The organism is Paenibacillus xylanexedens (assembly GCF_017874615.1).
GTDB lineage: Bacteria > Bacillota > Bacilli > Paenibacillales > Paenibacillaceae > Paenibacillus > Paenibacillus xylanexedens.
The window spans coordinates 40289-65954 of record NZ_JAGIKV010000016.1 but is presented as its reverse complement, the minus strand read 5'-3'; the positions used below and the strand labels follow the sequence as shown (position 1 = coordinate 65954).

The window sequence follows — 25666 nt, the reverse complement described above, 5'->3', positions numbered from 1 at the left end:
ACGGGTTCGCTCGAATCATGTAGCATGATAGTAAAAACAAATTAAAGGGAGGGTTTCCCATTCCATCGAACTCGCTTAAACTGACCAAAGAACAGCAGGATGAAGCTATTCGCACCATCCAGTCGTATTTCGAAGAGGAACGTGGCGAAGAACTCGGCGATCTGGCCGCTTGGGGTGTCCTCGACCTGTTCATGACACAGCTCGCTCCCTACATATATAATCAGGCACTCCGTGACGCACGCACAACGGTCAATCAACGCATGGCCTCAATGGAAGAAGACCTGTTTGCACTGGAGCAAAAGTTGCCCAAGACTTCCCGTTAATCCACTACAAACCAAACCTATACTATACAAAGAAAGAAGGTTGCATTCATGTTTACCTATTCATTGGATGAATATACCGAACTTCGGCCACTGGCCATGGAACATACCAAACCGCTGTTTGAACTGACGGATCGCTCGCGGGATCAATTGAGACATTGGTTGCCGTGGGTGGATCATGTGACAGAAGTGGAACACACCTCGAACTTTATTACCAACGCGTTAAAACAAGGTGCCGAGAATGGCGGATTCACCGCCGGAGTATGGTCAAAAGGGGATCTAGCCGGCGTTATTGGATTCCACGAGATTAACTGGACCAACCGCTCGGTAAGCATCGGATATTGGCTTGGAAAAGGCTTTGAGGGTCAAGGCTTGATGACAAGCGCTTGTCGCGTTCTGGTTGATTATGCTCTGGTGACCCTGGATCTGAATCGCGTCGAGATTCGCTCGGCAACGAACAACAAACGGAGTCGCGCTATCCCTGAAAGACTCGGATTTGTTCTCGAGGGTGTCATTCGTCAGGCAGAGAAACTGCCTAAAGGTTACGTGAACCATGCGGTGTACGGCATGCTTCAGCATGAATGGGAACTCTTGCGCTAATTCGCTTACATAATGAATCGGGAGTGATCTCTCCCAACATATCGGAATAACTGGAATACCCTCTATCTCCACAGAATCTGGTGACAGAGGGTATTTTATTGTATTCAATGACTTTTATAGTGCTCGGACCATACCACCATCCACGATCAATGAGGTTCCGGTAATGTACGTATTGGCTCCAGATAACAGGAATACAACCGCTTTGGCAAACTCCTCTGGTTGACCATAACGGCCCAGTGGAATCTCTTTACGGAATTGGTCAGATACCTCTTCCTCACTGATTCCGTTCTGCTCAGCCCGTGCTGCATCAAGCTCACGTATACGGTCTGTTGCAATACGTCCCGGCGCCACCGTGTTGATCAAAATTCCGTATGGAGCCAGCTCCTGGGATAACGTCTTCGCCAATCCAAACACTCCAGTACGGAACGTGTTGGACAGCACCAGACCCGGAATGGGCTGTTTCACCGAAGTTGAAGCGATATTGACAATGTGTCCTCCGCTTTCTTTCATATAAGGAAGAGCGCCACGAATCAGCCTTACATAACTGAGCACATTTAATTCAAATGCACGTTCCCAATCTTCATCCGTCAGTGACTCAAATGAACCCGATGGCGGGCCACCCGAATTGTTCACCAGAATATCAATCTGTCCAAACAGCTCCGCTGTCTTGTGAATAAGAGCCTCAATATCTTCCTTGCGTGTCACATCGGTTGCACAATATTCCACACGTCCGCCACCACCAAGCGCCAGAAGCTCCTGCTTCACTGCTGCGAGCTTTTCTTCGCTCCGGCTGGCAAGCATGACGTCAGCACCTTCTGCTGCCAATTGAGCGGCTACCGCTTTGCCCAGCCCGCGACTGGAAGCTAGCACCAGTGCTTTTTTACCTTGAAGTCCCATGTCCATCGTTGTTCCTCCTCCTCAGCTAGTTTCTATTTGGTCTAGATAAAATAACCCATAAGAATATCGTCCACATACTTGTCTCCGATATAAAATTCGGACACCAGCCTGCCTTCCGTCACAAATCCACACTGTGTATAAAACGTAATCGCTCCCGGATTGCTGGAAAGTACGCGCAGCCTGAGCTTGCGAACGCCTTGTTGGGCCGCATGCTGCTTAATGGCATCCATCAAAGCTGTGGCAATGCCACAACGCCGATCATGAGGGTGAACTGCAATATGAATCTCGTAGACATGACGGTTGACGGGCATACCTGTGGCTGGATTAAAGCCCACATAACCACATACCCGCTCTCCCTGCACCGCAATCAATTGACTGCCTGGCGGGCAATGCTGCAGATATTGTTGTCTGGAACGCCATTGCATCGGTGCAGGAGAGGTGTATTTGTCCCATACCAGGGTATCCAACTCCATTAGCTGGGCTGCATCTTTAATCTCGGATGGACGAATCGTAAATGTATGGCTGGTAAGCATAATGATTCAACCTTTCGTGCTATAGTCAACAACGCTGTGCGTTACAACGTCGGGAAAGTTAAGAGAGTTAAGAACGTTGAGAAACTTAGGAATAGGAAGACATTGTTCGTTTACTTCACTATTTAAGTTTTTTGTTCTTTATATTGTAGCATAGCCACACCTTTGACTAAAATTCCGCTCGGTATTGAACCTTTTCGCAAAATGAAATAAACGCTTAACCTTGCCGTAACGTCATGGTTTATACTGGTTCGAAAAGGAGGGGATACATGATGAATATCAAAGAGGCAGCAAGCAGGCTTGGTATATCGGCGAGAGCCATTCGTTTTTATGAAGAAAAAGGATTAATTCTGCCCGCCAAACAGTCCAGTAATGGGTATCGTACCTATACGGAGAATGATATCTGGCGGCTTCAAACCATTGCTGCACTGCGTGAGATTGGCATGTCGCTACAAGATATTACACATGCGATAGGAGAGATTGATCAAGGGAATCAGCAGCGGCTGGAAGAATATCTGGAACTGCAACAGGCCGTCATGTATGCCCAGTGGATTGAGCTCAAACGTATGATGGATACAACCCAGCGCATGATTGACCTGAATCGTCAGGATGGTCCGTTGGATGTCAGCCATCTGCACGATCTCGCGGACAGTGCCCGTCGCCTGCGTGAAGCACGGCAGAACTGGCATGATCGGTGGAATTATGACACGCAGGCAGCCATCCACGATCAGCGAGTGCAGGCAGAAAGCAGACTCATTACTGAACACCCCAATTCAGAGAACAATCACCATTCAGACAACACCTCGCCTATAAGCGATGAGAATGAAGTTGCACATCCATACCAGGATACAGATCATTCCACGCCGAGCGATTCCAATGATACGGTACAGTCTTCCTTTTATCTGTATCACAACTATGACGAAGCGCTCGAACAGACAGCTCATTGGATCTCTCCCTCCCTTGGTGAGAAAGGACTCGATATTGGTACAGGCACAGGTAATCTGGCTGGGAAACTGCTACAGCACGGCGCAGACATGACTGCAATCGACCAATCCCGGGAGATGCTGCGCAGATGTCGTACCAAATATCCTGAGATGCATGTGAAACTTGGTAATTTTCTGGCGCTGCCTTTTACCGATCATTCCTTCGACTTTGTTGTATCCAGCTTTGCTTTCCATCATCTAAGTCCAGATCAGCAACTATTGGCTTTACAGGAGATGCAGCGGGTATTAACCTCGCGTGGACGTATCGGTCTAACGGATCTGATGTTTGTTGATGCGACTCACCGTGATTCCTATATTCGGCAGGCAGAAACCACAGGACACGAGGAACAGCTGCGCGCCCTGTGCGAGCGTCACTTCCCTCTGCTGAGTGAGCTATGCAGCTGGCTGGAGCAACAGGGCTACGTAACCAAGCATGTGCGGCATAATGAGCTGTTGCATACGTTGTTGGCAGTTCCACTGCGCTAGTGGATTATGAGCATATGCCAAAAGGCCATCCCGCCTTGATTAAAGGAGGATGACCTTGGTATACATCATGCTATGAAATTACATATAAATATCAACAACCGTACGCTCAGTTGCACTACGTGCCTGTCTGAACTCATCAAGCGAGATGCTTACACCGCCCTGACGGTAACGGTTCGCTGTACGCTCGGTGCGAATGTCTTTGCCGTTCACCGCTACACGGCTCACAGCACCTTCGTTCAAGTGATAAATGAACGTCACCGGCTCACCCGCATACTCGAATTCGAATTGCATGCCGTTCAGCTCAGCTGGCAATACCGGGTCAATGACCAGATCGCCGCCCTCTTGACGAATGCCAAGTGCATTGGAGATCAGCTGGTTCATGTAGATTCCAGGACCGCTGGAGTAGATTCTCCATCCGCCTTTCACCTGTACAGTCCCTTTACGAAGCTGGTCAAAATGCTCCTGTGCCTCGTAACGCGTATTAAACTTACCGTCCGAACTACTGAAATATGAGTTCGCTTGGCGAATCTCCGCGTTAGGTACAACCTCGCCGATACCAACCGGGTTGATCATCGCGAGACCATTCCACACCTGATCTGTCTTACCCAGCTTCGCCATCGCTTCCACGTAACGGATATGTGCGTGCACATATTGCAAACCAATCTCACGTCCGAAGTTAGATGCTTGCTCTGCACGTTTGAAGTGTGTACTTACTCCTCCAGCATATTGAGCCGGACGATTCATCAGACGCACGCCATCCGGGCACAGGAACTGTTCACGGATCAATGCGTAATGAGACTCTGCTTGCTCCGCATTCAGCAACTCACCAATCATGCTGCGCGTCATTGGCAACAGGCGATATTGAATGCCTGTCTCTGTATCCGTTGGATGAAGCATCAGCTTCGCTTGGTCCGCTTCTTCCATGTATACAAAGCCTGGAATCACATCTGTGCCCAGCATGTAACGGTTAAAGTCCTCACGAATGCCTTGAGCCAGCACATCAAGCTCCTGTGCAAAATCTGCATCCTTGAATTTCAGCGCTTGCGAGAGCACATTCACGGACTGATACGTCAATGCCACTGTCCAACTGCTCACCATGTATTGCTTCAGCTGTGCATTGGCTGGTTGGAGCGTATCATCCCAGTCGCCATCTCCGTAGGAAGACAGGAACGTATCGTGCAGGAAGTGCGAACGGATATATTCGATTTCTTTTTTCGCGTGATCCAGTACCGTTGCCGTTTCTTCCGTGAACCCGAAGCTATGCTTGACGGTATAAGGTACTTTCTCATCCAGGATCGCATAGTCGCGAGTCGCTGTCAGGTAGTCCGCCAATACTTTCAAAGGCCATACGATGATATCGCCATGACTTTCTTCCTGTTGAATCGCAAAGTATTTATCAAACATAAACCATTGCGGCCAGTTGCCATCATCTTCATATTGGTGGGTATAAACCATTTTGATGATATCGCGAACTTGCTCATATTTTTGCGTTGCCATAAAGTACTCCACCGGACCTTGGCACACATCCCGTGTACCCCAAGCCGCGCCGCCATACTGCTCCAAACCGTGAGGCACAGAGTAGTGAACCAGCATGTTGTGGGTGTACCACCAAGCCAGCGCATTTACTTTGAACAGATCCTCTGCACTCTGGCCTTCGCCACGGGACAAACGGAATCCGTTCATCACACCTGCGAAGAACTCGCGGTATGCCTGCACTTCCTCTTCAAACGTCAGGCTTGAACCTGCTACCACTCCGCTGTCCGCTTGGCCTTCCAATACCCCTTGTACCTTCAGCGTCCATTCAGCACTTGCTTCCAGACTAAGCGTAACCAGTGATGCGGAACCACTGCGGATACCACTTGCCAGTAACGTTTCGTCCCCTACATTCACAGCTGCGCCGTCCACCGACATGCGGTATTGCAGATCTGGATACGTTCCAGCACTAATCGCTTGTGGATCAGCCTTGAAGATCAAAGTATCGCCATCCTGCGTCATATGCAGCGGATACTCGTATTCATTCACATTCATCGTAATCTGGTTTGTTACCAGGTAACGGTATGCTGTGCCACTTGTGGAGCGTACGTTCATGCTCACTTCGGTGGTGTGTGCCCCTGTATAGTTCGTCACGATGATCGTATCGGATTCGGTTTTGTAGATCCAACGAACATAGTTGAAGCCAATCTCGAACAGGGAAGGCATCGTCAGCAGACGATATTGTCCGTCCATTTCCACATAGATGCGTTGTCCCGCCGTTTTCGGCACGTTTAATGCATTGCGAGCATTACTGATCATTTTATTAAAATTGGTGTTACCAATAACGAGTTGTGAGTTGAAAATACCGTACATATACGACGTTGTCGTAATAACCTGTGCTCCAAGTTGCACGTTGCCACCACTCATCAGAATGTGACCATGTGGACGCTCCACAAGCAATTCTTTTGCTTTCAGAACGATATGCTCATAGCTGCCTGTGAAGAAGGACAACAGTTCCTCGCCACTGTGCTCTTCCTGATGACGATCAGGGAACAGATCATGAATCTCATCTTGCGTCAGATCGAGCGTAACCAGCGGTTCACCCAGGAAGGAGGACAGTTTTACCTGTTCCAACGTGTCACCATTTTCCACAGTCAGAGCCTGTACTTCATTCCATGCTGCGGTAACTTCATCTCCGAACTCCAGTGCAGAGATTCCTTCGGCATGATTAGGCTTCGCCAGTCCATAAAAGACCACCTGTGCTTCTCCGTTCAGATTCAGCAGTTCGGATTGCAATGCCGTATAAGCAAATTCATACTGATATGTCTCATTTGCCAACGTTGGGCGATTCAAGCTCTCTGGTTGATTCGTTTCCTTGTACGACAGACCGAAGAATTGGAATCCATCTGTGGAGTAACCGACTGCTTTGGTCAGGGAACCTTGTTGCATATATGGAAATGCACCGCCCTGAGGCTGGTTTTGACGGGAACAAACGACATAACCTTTCGCTTCATCTTCAAACACCGTGTGGTCAATGTATTGTGACAGATAAGCTTCATTACTGCGTACCGCACCTGGATCAGCAAGACCTACATCCTGTCCGTACACCACGTCTACGTTATGTTGTTGTCCTGTGAGCTTCACATCCCAGAACCAGACACCTTGAAGTGTAGCCGTAAATACGACCTGATAGCCAATGCCTTTTTCGCTACCTTCCAGCTGGACTGTGCCCTCCCAGATCAACTGGTTGCTGGATTGTGCCTTGCTTGTAATCACCTTGCTGTTCGAACGTACACCGAGCAACGGGAACGAGCTGATTTTCTCTCCCTCGTGTACACGCAGGTACAGGTTGTTCAGAGATCCATCAATCTGGTTGCTGAGCAACTGGTTCAACATCGTTGTGCCGGATGTGGCCTGATACAAGTCTCCACTGTTCAAAAAGGTAAAGGATAACTCTCCGGCACTTAACCGGATCGGTTCATTAATCATCGTTGTCATAAGGTTCACTCCTTGAATTAGTTAAAATCGAAACGTTTCGATAAACCTGAAAAAGAATAGGGGCCTCTTCAAACCGGCCTTTTACAGCCCGTCCGGACGATAACCCCATCATTAAACTTTTACTTCAGCATGCAGGTAGTTCTTTGTTGTTCAGACTCGGTCTAAACCGAACGTACAGAGCTGCGCTCGATCATATTAATCGTTAACGTATATGAAGGGTCAACCGCTTCGCCATTGAGCATCTGGAATAACAGATGTCCGGCGAGCGACCCGGCTTCATGCTTCGGCTGGCGTATCGTTGTCAGCGGTGGATGCACATATTCGGACAACTGAATATCATCAAAACCGATCACGGAAATATCATCCGGCACCGATACACCACGCTCTTCCAATGCCTTCAGGCCGCCAATCGCCATCTCATCGTTACCGTAAAATACCGCTGAGGGAAGATCGCCCTGCATGATCATCATTTTGGTTGCACTGTATCCGCCCTCACGCACAAAGTTACCGTTCAGACGCCATTTGGACTTTTCTTCAAGTCCCGCTTCCCGCATCGCTCGCAGATACCCTTGGTAACGGAGCGCGTTGTCATACGAGTTGGATGGGCCACTGATATAAGCAATCTTCTGATGTCCAGCCTGGATGAGGTGGCGGGTTGCAAGATAACCGCCCTGCTCTCCATCCACCAGCACGTTGACCAGATGGTCACTCGACAGCTGACGATCCATCACAATGATCGGAAAACGATGACCGGCAGATTCTACCAGAATATCATCATGAATATTATGCGCCAGAATGATGGCTCCATCTACTCTTTTTTCACGCAAAAATCGCACTGCCGTTGAATCCCGTCCACCCATGGAGCTGCACGCAATCAGGTCATACCCGTTCGCGAGGGCTACATCCTGTACACTACGGATCAATTCCGAGTAATACGGGCCCGACAGATCGGTCAGGATCAAAGCGATCGTGTTTGTCCGGCTCCGTTTCAGGTCCATGGCAAAGCCGTTCTTGCGGTAATTCAGTTCTCGTGCTGCCTCAAGCACTTTAGCCTTGGTCTTGGCACTAACCTTGCTATCCCCGCTCAGCGCATAGGAAGCAGTCGAGAGTGCTACACCTGCCAGCTTTGCCACATCCTTAATCGTTGCCATTCCACGTTCGCTCCTTCTAAACTAAAACAAATTCAAGGTTATCTACATTTTATACGATACATGGTTAGAACAACCACTAAATCCTTCATTATCGTTTATTAATCTTTATACATATCATAGCGATGGATGTCAATCGAAACGTTTCGAGGCGTTCTCAAAAAAAATCCTCGTTCCCATCCTTATGGGGCCACGGTTGAATGCGTCCCGTTCCAATCCATACCATTAGTGATGGTCATGACACGTCTTTCAATCTGGCGCTCTATAAACAGTTCGTGCCTAATACAATGAAACTGGCAGTAAACGCCAGATTGAAACGTTTCGACATTTTCATTATAGTCGGTGTTGATAGCGATTTCAACCACTTTATCTATTTTTCAAATAAAAAGTTTATTTGTTCAATCTGTCCATCCACGTCACTCCGTTTATAGTATATACTGCATAATAGTCGAGATCCGAGAATTACGCCAGTACACTAGGGGCATGAGAGGAATAATGCCCCTGCTGACTTATGTAAGGAGACAGTTATCTAATGAATATTTCCAAGCCTATTTATCATAAAAAATCGCTGTCCCGTCCCATTTCCTTGCAGAAGATTCAGTCCGTACCTGTTGCCCTTTTCAAGCTGTGCCATCTGGTGCAGCTTCACGACCGCGAGGCATTCTCCCGCATAGATGAGATGTGGAGCACTCTTCATGTGCTATACGTCATTACTGCTGGCCAGGCCAGGCTGATCAGTGCAGAGGGTAAACTGACATTAAATGCAGGCTGTGCAGTCGTTCGACAAGCTGGAAGCCTGCTTCAGCACGAGAACAAGCGCGGCTCCCTGTCGCCAGTACAGGGCATTGCTATTGCTCTTGATTCCACTGAAAATGAACAGCTGTTCTGGCCGTTCGGGATACCAGTTCCCATTGCGAGTCGTACTCTCACCGATAGGGCAGTAGAGCTGGTTCAAGCAAGTTCAAAGGGTCATGGTTCCAGTCCATTCAGGCCTCATATGCTTTTCTATGAGTTACTGGATATTTTGCGGGATCATGCGGCTCATTCTGCTCATGAAGATCACTCCTGGCTCGACGCCGTGCTCAGACATATCCATCAGATGTATACCCATCCGTTAACCCGCGAACAATTGGCACGGGATGCAAATGTGAGCCCTGAGCATTTTTCAAGGGAGTTCAAGAAACATACAGGTCTTACTTTTGTTGAATATGTGACTCGTCTCAGGATCCGGATGGCTCAGGAGCATCTGTTGTTCGAGAACCCTACGCTACAGGAGATTGCACAACTGACAGGCTACAGGGACACCTTTTATCTGAGCCGCAAATTCAAACAGATGGTTGGATCAGCACCAACACACTACCGGAAAATGCCCAAAAAGATTGTATCTTTGACTTACAACTATACGGCCTCACTTCTGGCATTGGGCCACACTCCCCATATGGGCGCCGTCGCCAGCTGGATGGAAGAAAAACTGGGGGAACATGGTCATGATGGTCATGAGCAATTTGAGCAACATTCCGAATACGAGCTGGTTAAACATACGGATCTGATTGCAAACGCTCAGCCCGATGTCATTATCGGGTATGCACCGCATCCCGCTTCCGATGAACTACGTCTGATCGCACCGACCATTCTGATGCCTTTTGAGGAACTCGATTGGCAGGAGCAGCTTCTTCTTTTGGGTCGAATTACAGGGCTTGAGTCCAATGCACAAGCGTTGTTAGATCAATATCATCAACTTGAGCAAGAAGCCAATCATACGTTGGACCAACAGATGGAAGGAACACGAGGGTCCGCCGTTTGCATGTTTATGATTGGAGAAGACGGGGCTTATATCTACGGTCATGGCTGGGGCAGAGCCTCTCATGTGCTGTATCAATCACTGGGCTTCACTCCACCCTCACGTATGGAGCAGGATGGACAGTTACTTACGGGGTACGTTCATGTTCCGTTGTCCGAGATTCACTTGTATGCCGCAGATCACATGTTTGTCGCCTTCCCTGAGGAACCTGCCAAACGAGAAATGCTGGATAACCTGCCGAATCAGGAATCCTGGGGCACCCTATCCGCCGTTCGTGAAGGACGTGTATACGAGATTGATGCCGACATGTTCTATGGATTTGATCCCTTGTCCGTTATGGAGCAGTTGCAGCATATCATGCGTCACCTCACATCATAATTGTCCATGCAGTAGTGATCATAGTTGTCCATGTACAAATATCACATCTTCCTCTATGTTATTAATGAGAATAATAATCATTATTGATTATACACAGGGGGAACAAAAATATGTTTGCTGCAAAAAAACGCTTTTCCGGCTTTCTTCTTATGCTCGCCATCATTATGATTCTGGCTGCATGTAGTAGCGGAACAGGCTCGACTGCCACTGAACAGACTTCGGCAGCGGGAACCGAAACAACAACAGCCTCTTCCGAGACGAACACAGACACGTCGTCCGGTTCAGACAATTCAAATGCTACACGGATCTACAAGTCATTAAGCGGAGATGTTGAAATTCCGGCTGAACCGAAACGAATCGTTACCGATATGTACGTAAGTGATCTGCTCGCACTGGGTGTGAAACCCGTTGGTGCTGTTCAATATTATTTGGAAAACCCGTTCTATGCAGATCAGGTAGCGGGCATAGAGAGTATTGGTGATCGGGCGGCGGTATCCATGGAGAAGGTTGTTGCCTTGAACCCGGATCTGATCATTACCTACTCTGATCAGGCCAGCGAAATTGAGAGTTATCAAAAAATCGCACCGACCGTGGTCATTCCGTATGGTACTTTCACCAATGTACACGACGAAATCCGGGGATTCGGAGAGCTGATGAACAAATCCGAAGCAGCCGAAGCTTGGCTGAAAACGTACGATGAACGGATTGAAGCCGCTCGCGCTAAGGTGAAGACAGTCATTAAACCGGAGGAAACCTTCTCCATCCTTGAAGTATCCGACAAAAGTTATTATGGATATGGAGACAATTTTGGTCGAGGAGGACAAGCGGTCTACAGTGCTTTGCAACTTGCCCCACTCGAAATCACCAAAAAAGAACTGATGGGTGATACCCAATGGAAAGAAATTTCGCGTGAAGTTGTTGGTGATTATGCAGGGGATCATATCTTCTTAACCGTTGGAGAGAACACCAAAAATTACCAAGGTGATTCCATCTGGCAATCCCTGCCGGCTGTGAAAAACAATCAGGTGTATGAGTTGCTGGAAGACCGTTACTGGTACTTCGACCCAATTGCGATTCAAGGTCAGGCTGAGGAATTCGCCAATATGATCGTAGAACGTGCCGAGCAAAACCGTAAATAACATAAGCATGAATACAGGTGTCCGGACAGGCTAGGGCGCGTCTGAAAACTCCGAAGGAAGCAGATTTTGCCGAATTTTCGTTCCAAGCAAGAAAGTTTTCCGCAGGCGTGCCGGGGCACGTCAAGGGAAAGTGACGCAGCAGGGGGCGAAAAGGCGGTAAAAGATGCACTTCAGCGAGTTTTGAGACACGCCCTAATTAGCCTGCCCGGGCATTTGCGTCATTTAGAGGAGGAGGACTTACATATGCTTCGCCGTTTTATGTCTTATTATCGCCCTTACAAAAGACTCTTTATCTTGGACTTCTCCTGTGCCATCGCTGCCGCTCTGCTGGAGCTGGCCTTTCCACTCGCCGTTAACCGGGTGGTCGATCAACTGCTTCCGGCTGGAAATTGGTCCATGATCTTAGCGGCGTGTGTTGGGTTGCTCGGCATCTACCTGCTCAGTTCCTTTTTCCATTATGCAGTGACCTATTGGGGCCACAAGCTTGGTATTAACATCGAATCCGATATGCGGCGTGAACTGTTCCAGCGTGTACAGAAGCAGTCCTTCCGCTTCTTCGATAACAATAAGACCGGGCATCTGGTCTCCCGCATGACCAACGATCTGATGGATATTGGTGAGATCGCGCATCACGGACCCGAGGATCTATTCATTGCCCTCATGACACTCGCCGGAGCTTTCGGGATTATGCTGGGGATCAACTGGCAGCTCGCTGTGATGACGTTCATCATTGTGCCGCTGATGATCTACCTGTCGCTGTATTTCAGTCGCAAAATGTCTAAGGCATTCAAGCGCATGTTTGCGGATATCGCCGATTATAATGCACGGGTTGAGAACAATGTGAGCGGCATCCGTGTGGTACAAGCTTTTGCCAATGAAAGACATGAAGTAGGACGTTTCGTCGAGAACAACGAACGTTTCCGGCTTACAAAACTAATCACCTACCGTATTATGGCCTGGAACTCTTCACTCAGTTTTATCCTGATGAAATTTGTATCGCTGTTTGTACTGGTATGTGGAACCTGGTTTGTCATTCAAGGCAGTATGACCTACGGGGAATTCATCGCTTTTGTGATGCTCTCCAATGTATTCCTCGGACCGATCGAGAAGATTAACTCTGTCATCGAGACGTACCCTAAAGGCATCGCCGGATTCAGACGTTACCTGGAGCTTCTTGAAGCTGTACCGGATGTAGAAGATACATCACAAGCGAAACCGATTCCGGATGTCAAAGGAGATATTGCTTTCCATAACGTTACCTTTTCTTATGGAGAACACAAACCTACGCTGTCTCAGGTCAATCTGGATATCCAGGCAGGCCAGACGGTTGCTCTGGTTGGACCTTCGGGCGGAGGTAAAACGACGTTATGCAGTCTGATCCCACGTTTCTACGATGTGGATGCAGGACATATCTCCATCGATGGCATTCCGGTGAAGGACATGACACTGGAATCACTGCGCTCCCATATCGGGATTGTGCAGCAGGATATTTTCCTGTTTGATGGAACGATTCGAGAAAATATTGCATACGGCAAACTGAATGCTTCCGATGAGGAAATCTGGCAAGCCATTCGCCGGGCCCAATTGGAAGAGCTGGTACAATCCCAGCCAGATGGACTGGACACCATGATCGGTGAACGTGGCGTGAAATTGTCCGGCGGACAGAAGCAACGTTTATCCATCGCAAGAATGATCCTGAAAAACCCACCTATTCTCATTCTGGATGAAGCAACATCCGCACTCGATACCGAGACTGAAGCAGCCATTCAGCTGGCCTTATCTGAACTAGCTCAGGGACGTACGACATTGGTGATTGCCCATCGACTGGCGACCATCAGACACGCCGATCGCATCGTAGTCGTGGAGAACGGCACCGTCGCTGAACAAGGAAGTCATGAAGAACTTCTCGCGCGTCAAGGCTCGTACAGCCGACTGCATCAAGCCCAGTTTGGTTAAATGCAATGACAGAACAACCCTCCCTCTTGTAATAGAGGTGAAGGTTGTTTTGTTCATTTCAGGTATCCTTTGGATTTCCAAAATCGTTTTGCAAATGATTCAGCAGCGTAAGGCAGCTCCCCATTCAGTAAATCCTCATTCGCTTGAATGAGCACTTTGCGTCCATGTTCCAGCAAGTGAACGGCATGTAGTAATTGAGAGCCGCCTATATAATGAAGTTCAAGCAACACCGGTTCTTCTTCCTCATCCTCGTCCTTCTGAGCCGAGTATTCGATCAACACACTTTCCGTGCCGTCCTCATGTTGGTGCAGGGTATAATAGTATTTCTCCACCTGCTTCTCCCCTTGAGTATCCTTATACTCTCTTCCAATACGTAGCATAGCTGGCTGGGGAACACCATCAGACATCTGACCTGCTTGTCGAAATGCATAATATAACTCTCCAATCCACAGCCCGTGCCGATCATCATCATAATAATCGTCATATGGCTCCACGACAGGCAGTGCTAATAAATCGTGGATCAGTTGGTGCGAAATTAAGGAACGGGCATACTGATAATTCGATACAGACTGCAACAAGGTGCTCCATCCTTGCTCGCTTAACTGCTGAATATCAGCAGGTGAGTTCTCCGAAAATACGTTCCATTCCGACTTCTCATTGTTTAGATAACGATATGCTCCTGAGATCATCCAGACAGGTTCACCCGGTTGTACGATATGTTTATCAGGAGAGTTGGAACCTTGATCTGATGGCTCCATCTTAAGCAACAATGCACAATTGTGGTCATCCTGAAAATACAGACTACGGAAATACCCCTCCGTATGCTCATCTCCATAGACCGATACTCGGCAAAATTGCTCGTCCAACCAAAATTCATAGCTGTTCAGTAACTCATCCTCCTCTCTTACAGGCAACAAAGATGGATGAGTAAGACGCTCTATGTTCTCAGCGGTAATCCGATGATCTTCGAACCAATCCGGCGCATCTGGCTCTGATTCATCAGCATGAATGTACTTTCGGTTGATTACAGGTTGTCCTTGCTGCAGCCTCTTTAACATTTCTTCTCGCCAAGGAAACGGCTCTGTATCTTCATCAATCACACATTCAGGAACCAATAACGCCAACATATCAAAGCCCCGCCATGGTCCGAGATCCTCCCATTCCTCAATCTGACGCTTCACATTACGCTGTCCTTGAACCTGAATCGTATATTGATCGGTACTTACCAGCAATCCACCTTCTACATTCCCTCTCACTGTCAATTCTCCATGGTTATAATCCCCCCAGAACATATCCTCCACATAGAGATTACCTGTAATATATATTTCCTGCCCACCCACGATCATATAGGGCGTTATGAGATTCCCAAGTACAACCAGATTTGAACTGGCCGCGTCGGAACTTGTATTTCCAATGTAACGATCCACTGTCAGATTTCCTTCAACCAAGATCAAAAAGGGTCCTTCATCCAACAACAGCTCACTGATATGAAGATCACCAGAATGTAACCATACTTCCTCGGCTTCAAATTCACCGTTGTGCGCTTCATTCTGAGTGTACATCCAGCTCTCCTGAGGCAACTTCGTTTTCATATCGGCAAAAGACACCTTGTGACCTATCTGATGCATGGACATGTTCTGACACTCCTCATCCATTAATATATGGATAGAATCTATCTAATCTACAGATAGGACAACTACCCATTTTCATTATACTAGAGGAAATATACACCATTCCATAACAAAAACCCTCACCCGAGTAGAATGAAGGTTGAGCTTGTGAACGACAACAGCCCCAAGCCCATTAAATACATATATGATCTAGTCCATTCTTATAGCTTCCCACCCAGTATTCCGTTCGCTCGCTCACGAAATTCCACCGCCGCCTGCTCAGGCGTAATTTTGCCAAACAGTAGAAGATCATATAACTCACGTAACACCGCAGTGACCTCTGGCGCACCTACGGGATCAGGGGGATCCATCTGAGTGCTGTTATCCGCAACCCAATCAATATAATCAAACACCTGCGCCAGCTCCGGTTCAACCACCAGCTTCATCCGCTCTTTGACACTGGATGAGACAGGCACACCCCGCTCCCCTTTGAGCAGCAGATTGGCATCCAAATCATTCACAAAAAAGCTGATGAACTTGGCCGCCTCCTCCTTATGTCTGGAATTACCCGCCATGGAGAAAAACATGCCTGGCTTCAAGAACAATCCATCCTGGCTGTTTGGCCCAGGCATTGGGGAGATGGTTAAGGGTTTGCCATAACGCTGAGCGGTGCTGATAAATTGGTTGGAATACCCCCAGCTAAACAAAGCCTCTCCCAGATAAAACGGGTCGTTATCAGGCTGGCCAATATCTGATGTCCAGATATCCGGTGCAAAAATAAGCTTCTTCTCCGCGAGCTGCTGCATCCTGCCAAAGTACTCAATAAACAGCCCATCATCCTCATATCCCAACCTCTTGCCATCCTCGGCGTATAGCTTGGAACCATACTGTCTCAAGTAATACGCGAAAAACTGTTCCGGCGTGAAATAGGTTCCCAGATAGATACCTTTCCCGAGCAATTGCTCGCCCATCCGGTCAAAATCCGCCCATGTCCACGTATCCGTTGGCAATTCAATATCATTGGCCTTTAACACTTCCGGATCATAGATGCTAAGCATGGCGTTAACCCCTAAACTGAGACCATAGGTTTTTCCATTCAGGCTACCACTCTCCAACTGTTCCTTCTCAATATCTGTCGTGTCAATCAGCCCGCTCAGCATGTACGGCGTCATATCCTCCAACAGTTGCAGCGAACTGTACTGGGACAGATAGGAGATGTCCATCTGGATAATGTCGGGCAACGCATTGCCTGCTGCATGTGGGGCGAGTTTTCTCCAGTATTCGTTGAAACTGCTATATTCGTATTCGATGTTCACATGTGGATTCAACTTCTCATACAGGTTGATAACGGCTATCGTTGCATTGTTACGGAACTCCCCACCCCACCAAGCGATGCGCAGCGTTATCGGTTCTTCTTCCACAATCATGCCTGGCCTTTGATCCAACTGGTTCACGCAGCCAGGAAGAGTCAGCATAAGGCAAAGCATGCCTATCATTCGCATCCATCTTCCCATAGCTTCTCCTCCTTACCTGGTAATGGGGGCGGCAGCAGCACCGTCACTCTCGTTCCACGCCCCGGCTTGCTCTCCAGCAGAACATCATATTCTTCGCCAAAAGCCAGACGTACCCGCTCCCTGATATTCAGTAGACCAATACCTGTGCCTCTGGTTTTCACTTCACCGCGCAGCACCTGTTCCACATATTCGGGTTCCATGCCGGGACCGTGATCCTCGACGATAAGGGCCAGCTTGCCACCTGATATCTCGGCATACACTCGAATCAGACATGATCCAACCTGTGGTTCCAAACCGTATTGAATGGCATTCTCCAGTAGTGGCTGTAGGGTCAACTTGGGAATGGCACAACCCAGATAAGAAGCAGGCACATCCATACGGAAATCCAGCCGTTGCCGGAAACGGTAGGTCTGAATGGTGATGTAATGATTGACGATCTCCAGTTCTTCGGCAATGGTAATGATATTTTGCTTGAAGCTGATGGAGGAACGCAGCAAATATCCGAGTGATAACACCATACTGGAGATTTGCTCCTGCCTGTTCTTTTTGGCGAGCCAATGGATCGAATCCAGCGCATTATACAGAAAGTGGGGATTGATCTGCGCCTGTAGCGCCTTGAACTCCGTTTCTTTAATGACCAACTGGCTTGCATAATTTTCTTTAATCAATGTATTAATATGTGTAATCATCAGTCGATACGTACGCTGTAGTAACCCCAGTTCATCCATCTGCTGGTGTGTTGGAATGGACAGATTGGCGTCTATATTCTCCAGATCCCCATACTGAACCTCCTTCATCTGACTGATGAGCTGCCTGATCGGCCTTGTCAGACTTCGTGCGAACACCATACCAAGCGCGAGAACAACCAGAATGGCGATAAGATAAACAACAATCAAACTATTTTTCAACCATATAATACGTTCAAAAATTTCATCATAAGAGGCCATATTATAATACACCCAGTCGGTGTATGCGGATTTCTTCTGGGAAAGAAATATCTCCCTCCCATCCAGATTCTTGATCTCATATCCCCCACTGCCTGGAAGTGGATTCAGTCCGGCGGACACCGCTTCTGGAAGCTGGCGATAAGGATACACCACATCACTGCCTGCTTTTAAAATAATGTCACTGTCCTGGCTATCGATGCCCGCATACTCCTCGACGAGTCGCTCGATATTAATACGCAGAAACAGTATGCCTACCGGTTCCAGGGTCATCGGTTCATAGGCTCGCACTTGACGCACCATAACCAGCATCGGGTCATCGTCATCCGGGTATAACCAGCGCACTGCACCATTGGCCTGCTCCGCAGCCGCAATCATCCGATCATATTTTTCCTGAGATACGGTTAGTGTCTCGCCATATTTATTGACTCTTCCCCTGGAATCAATCAGATGAACGGACTGCACATATCGTGCAGCCCCACTAATATGCTCCCATAACCGATCCGTGATCTTTTTTCGTTCAATAAAGCTTGAATATGCGCTATCGTCATCCAGCAACGACTTCAAGGCTCTTTGAATCTGCGTATCGGAGATCATGTTTAATGATAACGCTTCCAACTTCTGAAGTTCAACATCCACTGTAGACGAAGAAAGGTTCAGAAGTCGGGACGACTTATCAAACAGCTGTTTGTCATACACCGAGTACGTATAATACAAGGACCCAAACGCGAGGATGATGATAAACGCCATCATGAACATAATCATCAGAAACATTTTCATTTTGATGCTCAGTTTGCGGTAGGCTGTCATGACCAAAGCGCTCCTTTGAACCACGTGATACTACTAGGTATATCACATACAGGAAGGTTTTCCCAAAGTTTTAGCGCTCGATTTCTCACGTATTATTTGGACTGATATCGATCATACGCAGCCTGATGAACCTCAATCGCCCGGTCAATGTCCATGCTCTTGATTGTTTCGGCCATCTTGTCGAATTCAGTGATCGGCTTCTGTCCGCTAATAATAGCAGTCATCGTCTCATTCAAATACGTATTCACCTGACTCATGATGGATGTACTTGTGGTCACTTCATCTGTTGACAAACGAATTGGAGGAAGCGTTAAAGCTGAGCTTGCTTTCATCCATTCCACGTTTGCCGCACGCTGTCCGTCGTCAAATAATAATGCATCCAGATAACGACTATCCTGATTGATCGGACCGTCCATAATGGATAAGGCATAGGAAGCCAGTGCCTGATCATACGTCAGACCGTTCGGATTATTAATGATGGTATCTGTGAATTTGACACCTTCCCCGTCACGAACATAGCTGTCATTTTCGATACCAAAGTTGAACAGATCACTACCCTCTTCGCTATAGTTGTAGTCCATCCACTGAACAATATATTTCAATTTGTCTTCGTCTGCGGAAGCCGTAATAGCCTCACCATAAGACAACACTTTAGCGTCCAGATTAAATGTCGCATACGAAGTTCCATCCGGAGATACAGGCCACGGTACACCAGTCACGTTAAAGTTCGGATCCGTATCTCTCATCAGATTGAAGTATTTCCCCATGCCGCTGAATACACCGCCCTGATATGCGCCTGCCAGATTGCTGGTGACCTTGTAATCGAAAGCTTTACCGTCATTGGTCATGATCTCGGGATCAATCAACCCTTCCTTGTACCACTTGGCCATGGTCTCCAAGAAATCACGGTAGCCCGGCTGAATCGGTCCGAATTCCACCTTGTCTCCATTCATCTGGAAGCCACCAATGACACCAAAGGCCGCGGCAAAATCATGAAGCTTGGTCAGGTTACCCGGTCCCCAGTTTCCGGTGAATGGTAGCTCATCTGGCTTGCCGTTGCCGTTAGGGTCCTGTTCCTTAAATGCCTTGAGTACCGTATACCACTCATCGATGTTGGTAGGTACATTAAGGTTCAATGCATCAAGCCAATCCTGGCGCATAATTAAACCAGAAGTGGCATTCAGCTTCAATGCATCCAGCTTCAGCAGCGGGAACATATAGATCGTGCCATCATCGAGTGCAATCTGCTTCTTCACATCCGGATCGGATTCAATAATCCGCTTTAAGTTTGGTGCATAACTGTCGATCAGTTCGTTCAATCGAATGATTCGACCGTCCTTGATCATTTTTTCCGGTCCGCCAACGGCATCTGCCCAGTTATAATAAATGACATCCGGTAGCTCTTTCGTGGAGATCAGCAGATTGAACTGGTCACGCTGTTGTCCAAGCGGAGGATGTGTGAACTTCACTTGGATGCCTGTTAGCTTCTCCTTTTCCTTATAAGCCGCCATATCGCCAAAATTGTTCAAGGAAGCTGTCAGTTTGGCATCATTGGCGCGCCAGTAGTCAATGGTAAATGGCTCACTTGTAATCGGTAGCGGAATCTCGGTCAACGCCTGAACCGCAGGTTCTGTTCCTTCTGCTGGCTCTGCGTTACCTGGTTCATTATCCCCCGTACAGCCCGCCAGTAAAGACATGGTAAGTAGCGATGACAACAGGATGGACCCCATTCTTTTTTTCACGTAATTCGCCTCCATAGGATACATTTTTTATTGTTTCACAGCGCCGATTAGAGCACCCTGAACAAAATAACGTTGGATGAACGGATATACCAGCATGATCGGCAGTGTGGAGATAATAATAGTCGCATATTTGATGTTCTCCCCAATGGCAAAGCCGGTATCGGCGCCAGCGCCCATGGCCTCTGTACTGCTGCTGATCAGAATATCACGCATAATAATCTGTATTGGATATAACTCCTGACTGCGCAGGTAGAGCATAGGTCCGACATAATCATTCCAATGGTCAACCGCATAATACAGCATCATGACCGCCAGGATTGGCTTTGACAAAGGCAGTACAATTCGGAACAAAATCAGAAAGTCATTGGCACCATCAAGCTTCGCCGATTCGATCAGACTGATCGGAATGCCTTCAAAGTTTGTTTTCATAATGAGGAAATAAAACGTGCTGATGGCACCCGGAATAATAAGCGCAAAACGGGTATCCACCATGCCCAGATTCTGAATCAGCAGAAAAGTTGGAATCATGCCCCCGCCGAAAAACATCGTGAACGTAATTAACTTCATCAGCGTTTTTCTGCCCATCAGATCACCGCGTGACAGCCCATATGCAGCCAGTGAAGTCATGAGCAGATTAATGGCGGTACCCACCACAACATAGAACAAGGTGTTCATATATCCCGTATAGATGCGAGTATCCTGAAATACCGACTTGTACGCTCCCAGCTGAAAACCTTCAGGAATGAGCATCAGAGAACGGGAACGCAGCATCTGGTCCGGGTCGCTGATTGAAGAATTGAACACGTACAGCATCGGGTACAAGCATAAAACCATGATCACCAAGAGCAGCAGTGTATTAAATACATCAAAAAGTCGTTCCCCTATAGACTGTTTCATCGCTTCACCTTCCGATTACCATAGACTGGTTGAGTTAAGCTTTCTGCTGATCGCGTTTGCGATAATGAGCAGCGCGAAATTAATGACGCCGTTAAATAGTCCGATGGCGGTTGAATACGTATAGTTCCCCTCCAAAATACCGGATCGATAAACAAAGGTGGATATGACATCCGATGTCTCATAGGTCGGTGCCGTTTGCATCAACAATATTTTCTGAAAATCCGCGTTCATGACTGCCCCCATGCGCAGAATTAACATGATCACAATCGTTGGCATGATGCCCGGCAGTGTAATATGTAACAGCTGTCTCCAGCGACCTGCACCATCGATTTTGGAAGCCTCGTATAGCTGTGGATCAATACCACTTAGTGCTGCCAAAAAGATAATCGAGGCCCAGCCTGCGCCCTGCCATATGTTGGACAGGATGTACATCGGACGGAACATATCTTTTTCCGCCAAAAACATAATTGGCTGCAGATCGAAAAAGTCACGAATGACGTTAAATAACCCACCGTCCAGAGATGAGAACGTTTTCAACATTCCAACCACGACGACAACCGAAATAAAATGCGGCATATAACTAATGGTCTGTACTGCACCTCTGAACCACTTCTTCCGGACTTCATTCAGCAGCAGTGCTAGTAGAATCGGAGCTGGGAAACCAAATACAATACTGTAAAAACTCAAAATCAGTGTGTTCTTAATCAGTCGCCAGAAATAATAACTTTCAAAAAACATGGTGAAGTTGTCAAATCCGACCCATTCGCCTGCCAATATTCCTTTGATCGGGTTGTAGGATTCCTGAAATGCCATCAGTAGCCCGTACATTGGCCCATAGCTGAAAATCAGATAGTAGGCTACCACAGGAACGAGCATCAGATAAACGTATCTGTTGCGGACAAGTTCCTTTTTCACCGAACTCCATTTGCCAGCTGGCTTCAAACGCCCAGGTTCAATCCCCCGGCTTCGATTCAGCTCCATCCACTCAACCTCCACTCTCGATGTTCATTCACTAACATGACACTTCTAATGATAGAAGCGAGCGCCTTTTCTTCCCATGCTCATTTCCGATAAATGGATGTTCAAAACCGAGTTCCGTCCGACAAAAAAAGACCCTGCTGCCGATGATTGGCGTACAGGGCCCGATCACAGATTAGATGTAGATCGGATAAAAGATTAGCTATGTAAAAGCCACAGCGACGCTGTCCTAGGGTACTTTTTTATACTCGGAAGGGGAGAAACCCGTGTATTTCTTGAACATTTTGCTGAAATACGGCCAGTTGGCGCCAAAGCCTGTCTGTTCGGCAAGCGAGGATACAGTGCAGTTCCCATCCTGCTCCAGAAGCTCCAACGCTTTACGGAGGCGGTAGCTTAACACATAGTTCGTAAATTTCTCACCCGTTTCTTTTTTGAACATTTTGCCGATGTAGTCTGGATTCATGTATATTTCCCCAGCGATGGACTGGAGTGTTAATGTCTCGTCCTTGTAGCGTTTCTCTACCAACTGTTTCACACTGCCTACCATCTGCGATTGTCTGGAGCGATGTTGTTCATAGCGGCGCAGGGTGATTTCCTTGCCGACGGCAAGCAAAAACTGTTGAAAAGAATGTAGGGTGCTGGATTCAAGCATGCCTGGCAACTGATCCATATACCTTTTCATCTCGGCAGAGCCACTAAGTCGAATCATCTCCATAAACATCTGAATAAGATAGGACTTCGTTTGGGATATATCATATCGCAAGCTGGCAAGCAGCTGAAACATCCGGTTCAGCTCTGATCCAACTTCCTGCCAGTGCCCCGCCTTGATTGCAGTAACCATCCGCTCCGGATCGTATTCGAATTCAGGAAGAATGCGCTCTCCGGGAGAGTAAATATCCCGCTCCATAATGAGACTGCCCTCACCGAGGTAAAAGCGGTAATTGAGATAAACCAGCGTCTGCATGTACAAATGGCGTGCCTGCGAGAGGTCTCCTGGCTCGCTCAGCGCAATCGTGAGATCGTCATGATAATATCGGGTAAATGTGGCGCGAATCTCATCGATATTATGGAACAACTGCGTTTCAGATAACTTGTCCTCCATAATTAGTAGCACATGCCTTCCAACCGTGGCACTTAAGATGGGATTGTGAAAAATATCTTCGGCAATGTTCTTCACCGCGAACAAGTGCAAATACTCATGATCTCCCTCAATCTCTACCAACAGCAACCGCACACGCTGATCCTGAAACTGTACATCGAATAATTCCTCGAAATACTTCCATTCCTTGACCCCGTATGTTCTGTTCGTGACTAGCTCTTTCAGAAAGTATTCCTTGGCATGCGGCAGTACACGCTCCAGATTATATTGGATCGACTGCACAAAACGCTCCTGATCGGTTAACTCTCGCTTCTCACTGACCAATTCACTGATAGCCTGTACAAGATGCTCCTCGCTGCAGGGCTTAAGCAAATAGTGCTTCACCCCATACTGCATGGCCGTTTTCGCATATTCGAACTCCGTAAAACCCGTGAGCATGATAAACGAGATATGCTGATACTTCTCTGCCACAGCTTCAACCAGCTGTAACCCATCCATTCCCGGCATGCGGATGTCCGAGATGATGATATCCGGGCGTTGCCGTTCGATTGAAGCAAGCGCTTCCAATCCATCTTGAGCAATGCCGATCAGTTCTGTTCCTAATCGGGACCAGTTCACCACACTGGAGATCCCGTCCGAGATCATAAATTCATCATCAACCAGCAAAACCTTGTACATCGTATGCATCCTCCTGCCTTTAACCAGTTCCATTCTATTATATGGGCATTATGCACAAATAGAGGGGAGGTCGTTGATTGACATGGGAATGCACTCTAACAAGTCTGATTTCTGAACATTCCTGGCTCATCTCATCGGGAAAATCATTCGCTGGCACGGCTATTGGAGTTAGTCTCTGTAAAGACAAAACAACCCTCACCCCGCTACTGGGGTGAGGGTTAGCCTCGCTTCATTTTACAATATCATCAGGGTATGGGTACGGACGGAGTAATTCCGGTACAACATTATGTATCCATTCCATACTCCTTCACTTCACGATTACGGTTCAACACTGCGTGCAATACAAAACCAAGTAGCGCAATCGCCGCTGTGCCTGTTGCCAGCCACGCTACCGGAATAAGTCCCTGTTTGTCATACATGACCCCCATCGCATAGGGGCCGATAACCCGACCAACCGCACCGATCCCACCCGATATCCCGATGTAAAAAGGTGCCGCCCTGCCAGCATGCTCGGAGATAAATGCAGGCGTTGCAGGGGAGATCAACATCTCCCCAAACGTGGCCAGTACCATTGCAAGCACCATGCCCGGATAGCTGTACATGGTAATCATCACAATGTAGGCCATGCCATAGAATACCGCACTCGCCGTCATCTGGGCAGTGGAGGTACGGGCCATGGTCCGTTTCACCCAGCTGGTAAAAGGTTGGCCCACAAAGATCAGCACCCCGTTCAGGGTCCAGAGCAGACCGTACATTCTTTTTTCCATACCCTCAGAGATGATATACGGGGAAACACCTGTGTTCCAGATGGAGTTGCCAAATAACAAGAAGAGTACGCCCAAGCTCATAAACAGATATAGTCGGGTATTACCCAACAATGCCCAGACGCCCGGCCCATCGGGGAAGGTTTTCCGTTTGGTCAGATGTACTTCCCCCTGATCCGGTTCAACCCGCGACAGATAATACCAGAAGAAAATTGCAAATCCGGCTGAGGTCACTCCGTTCAGTACAAAGCTGAGGTGATAGGAAAAGTCAGCCAGAAAACCGCTCAACGCCGTACCAATCGCCACCCCGATATTGTTCGCCACATAGATAATATTGAATAATTCACCGCGTCGCTCCGCAAACCGGAAGCCAATAAAGGCTTGAATCGCTGGTAGCGACAATGAACTGAACAGCCCAATCCAGCCCATGGCACATATAAATACGACCCAATACGCACTAATCCACGGCAACGCAAACAAACCTAACGCATTAAGCGCCAGTGAACCAATGATCAGCTTCTTCACGCCCACCCGATGGTACAACGAACCACCAAGCAATTGTCCAAAGATGCCACCCAGTGACTGAATGAGGATCACAAAACCGGCGTTGGCCATCGTTCGTCCAAGCTCATCAAACACATACATGGTGGTCAGCGGCCACATCAATGCACTGCCGGTTGCGTTAACCAGACTTGCTAATAAAAATATTCTCACTTCTTTTGGATAGTTATCCAGCCATCTCATCATCGTTAATTCATTCTCCTTAGTACCTCTGCACAAACAAATAGCCATAAAAAATAGACCTTTGCCCTGACGGCATAACCCTAACCAGCCAGAGCGAAGGTTTTATGAAGTGTTACATCTATTGCACTATAATCCTGCTCAAATTCTAGCCTTTGTTCATCTTACCTCAAAAAAAAC

18 protein-coding genes are annotated in these 25666 nt (G+C 47.7%); 6 read left to right on the top strand and 12 right to left on the bottom strand.

The window, feature by feature from the left end; genetic code table 11:
* Window positions 1-59: 59 nt before the first annotated feature.
* Together J2Z28_RS19990 and J2Z28_RS19985 are read left to right on the top strand one after the other, a co-directional pair.
* Complete coding sequence (locus J2Z28_RS19990) at window positions 60-323, top strand: DUF2164 domain-containing protein (RefSeq protein WP_076253656.1); 264 nt, start codon at window positions 60-62, stop codon at window positions 321-323.
* 48 nt (window positions 324-371) lie between these two features.
* Window positions 372-920, top strand: a complete 549-nt coding sequence (locus J2Z28_RS19985) for a GNAT family N-acetyltransferase (protein ID WP_036612698.1) — start codon at window positions 372-374, stop codon at window positions 918-920.
* 114 nt (window positions 921-1034) lie between these two features.
* Here the strand turns inward: J2Z28_RS19985 and J2Z28_RS19980 are convergent, their stop codons facing one another.
* Together J2Z28_RS19980 and J2Z28_RS19975 are read right to left on the bottom strand one after the other, a co-directional pair.
* Window positions 1035-1823: an SDR family oxidoreductase gene (locus J2Z28_RS19980; RefSeq protein ID WP_047840749.1), complete on the bottom strand. Its 789-nt coding sequence runs from the start codon at window positions 1821-1823 to the stop codon at window positions 1035-1037.
* A gap of 35 nt (window positions 1824-1858) precedes the next feature.
* Entirely contained in the window at window positions 1859-2350 is a 492-nt protein-coding gene (locus J2Z28_RS19975; protein ID WP_211083968.1) for a GNAT family N-acetyltransferase, read from the bottom strand.
* 266 nt (window positions 2351-2616) lie between these two features.
* On the opposite strand from J2Z28_RS19975, the gene J2Z28_RS19970 reads away from it, so the two are divergent.
* Window positions 2617-3816 carry a methyltransferase domain-containing protein gene (locus J2Z28_RS19970; RefSeq protein WP_211083966.1) on the top strand — a complete coding sequence of 400 codons (1200 nt, stop codon included), beginning with the start codon at window positions 2617-2619 and terminating at the stop codon, window positions 3814-3816.
* A 78-nt stretch (window positions 3817-3894) separates the two neighbouring features.
* Here the strand turns inward: J2Z28_RS19970 and J2Z28_RS19965 are convergent, their stop codons facing one another.
* Together J2Z28_RS19965 and J2Z28_RS19960 are read right to left on the bottom strand one after the other, a co-directional pair.
* On the bottom strand, window positions 3895-7287 hold the full coding sequence (locus J2Z28_RS19965) for a GH36-type glycosyl hydrolase domain-containing protein (RefSeq protein WP_211083964.1): 3393 nt from the start codon (window positions 7285-7287) through the stop codon (window positions 3895-3897).
* Window positions 7288-7448: 161 nt separating this feature from the next.
* Window positions 7449-8438 (bottom strand): LacI family DNA-binding transcriptional regulator, encoded by a 990-nt coding sequence (locus J2Z28_RS19960; protein WP_100528357.1) that lies wholly within the window; start codon window positions 8436-8438, stop codon window positions 7449-7451.
* A 529-nt stretch (window positions 8439-8967) separates the two neighbouring features.
* Here J2Z28_RS19960 and J2Z28_RS19955 point away from each other — a divergent pair.
* The 3 genes from J2Z28_RS19955 (at window position 8968) to J2Z28_RS19945 (ending at window position 13709) form a co-directional block, all read left to right on the top strand.
* Window positions 8968-10614 carry an AraC family transcriptional regulator gene (locus J2Z28_RS19955; protein ID WP_211083962.1) on the top strand — a complete coding sequence of 549 codons (1647 nt, stop codon included), beginning with the start codon at window positions 8968-8970 and terminating at the stop codon, window positions 10612-10614.
* A 110-nt stretch (window positions 10615-10724) separates the two neighbouring features.
* The gene (locus J2Z28_RS19950) at window positions 10725-11753 is read left to right on the top strand and encodes an ABC transporter substrate-binding protein (protein ID WP_211083961.1); all 1029 of its coding nucleotides are present in this window, start codon (window positions 10725-10727) and stop codon (window positions 11751-11753) included.
* Window positions 11754-11996: 243 nt separating this feature from the next.
* Entirely contained in the window at window positions 11997-13709 is a 1713-nt protein-coding gene (locus J2Z28_RS19945) for an ABC transporter ATP-binding protein (protein WP_211083959.1), read from the top strand.
* Between the two features lie 53 nt (window positions 13710-13762).
* On the opposite strand, the gene J2Z28_RS19940 is transcribed toward J2Z28_RS19945, so the two are convergent.
* The 8 genes from J2Z28_RS19940 to J2Z28_RS19905 all read right to left on the bottom strand — a co-directional run bounded on the left by J2Z28_RS19940 (window position 13763) and on the right by J2Z28_RS19905 (window position 25489).
* Window positions 13763-15343, bottom strand: coding sequence for a hypothetical protein (locus J2Z28_RS19940; protein ID WP_211083957.1), 1581 nt, complete (start codon window positions 15341-15343; stop codon window positions 13763-13765).
* A gap of 197 nt (window positions 15344-15540) precedes the next feature.
* Window positions 15541-16833 (bottom strand): ABC transporter substrate-binding protein, encoded by a 1293-nt coding sequence (locus tag J2Z28_RS19935; protein WP_211083955.1) that lies wholly within the window; start codon window positions 16831-16833, stop codon window positions 15541-15543.
* Entirely contained in the window at window positions 16812-18587 is a 1776-nt protein-coding gene (locus J2Z28_RS19930) for a sensor histidine kinase (protein WP_211083953.1), read from the bottom strand. Before J2Z28_RS19930 ends, J2Z28_RS19935 begins: the two co-directional genes overlap by 22 nt.
* A gap of 92 nt (window positions 18588-18679) precedes the next feature.
* The gene (locus tag J2Z28_RS19925; protein WP_211083950.1) at window positions 18680-20329 is read right to left on the bottom strand and encodes a type 2 periplasmic-binding domain-containing protein; all 1650 of its coding nucleotides are present in this window, start codon (window positions 20327-20329) and stop codon (window positions 18680-18682) included.
* Between the two features lie 27 nt (window positions 20330-20356).
* Window positions 20357-21226, bottom strand: coding sequence for a carbohydrate ABC transporter permease (locus J2Z28_RS19920; RefSeq protein WP_036667808.1), 870 nt, complete (start codon window positions 21224-21226; stop codon window positions 20357-20359).
* Between the two features lie 15 nt (window positions 21227-21241).
* On the bottom strand, window positions 21242-22102 hold the full coding sequence (locus J2Z28_RS19915) for an ABC transporter permease (RefSeq protein ID WP_235193717.1): 861 nt from the start codon (window positions 22100-22102) through the stop codon (window positions 21242-21244).
* A gap of 331 nt (window positions 22103-22433) precedes the next feature.
* Window positions 22434-23981 (bottom strand): response regulator, encoded by a 1548-nt coding sequence (locus tag J2Z28_RS19910; protein ID WP_211083948.1) that lies wholly within the window; start codon window positions 23979-23981, stop codon window positions 22434-22436.
* A 284-nt stretch (window positions 23982-24265) separates the two neighbouring features.
* Window positions 24266-25489, bottom strand: a complete 1224-nt coding sequence (locus J2Z28_RS19905) for an MFS transporter (RefSeq protein WP_211084055.1) — start codon at window positions 25487-25489, stop codon at window positions 24266-24268.
* Between the last annotated feature and the right edge of the window lie 177 nt (window positions 25490-25666).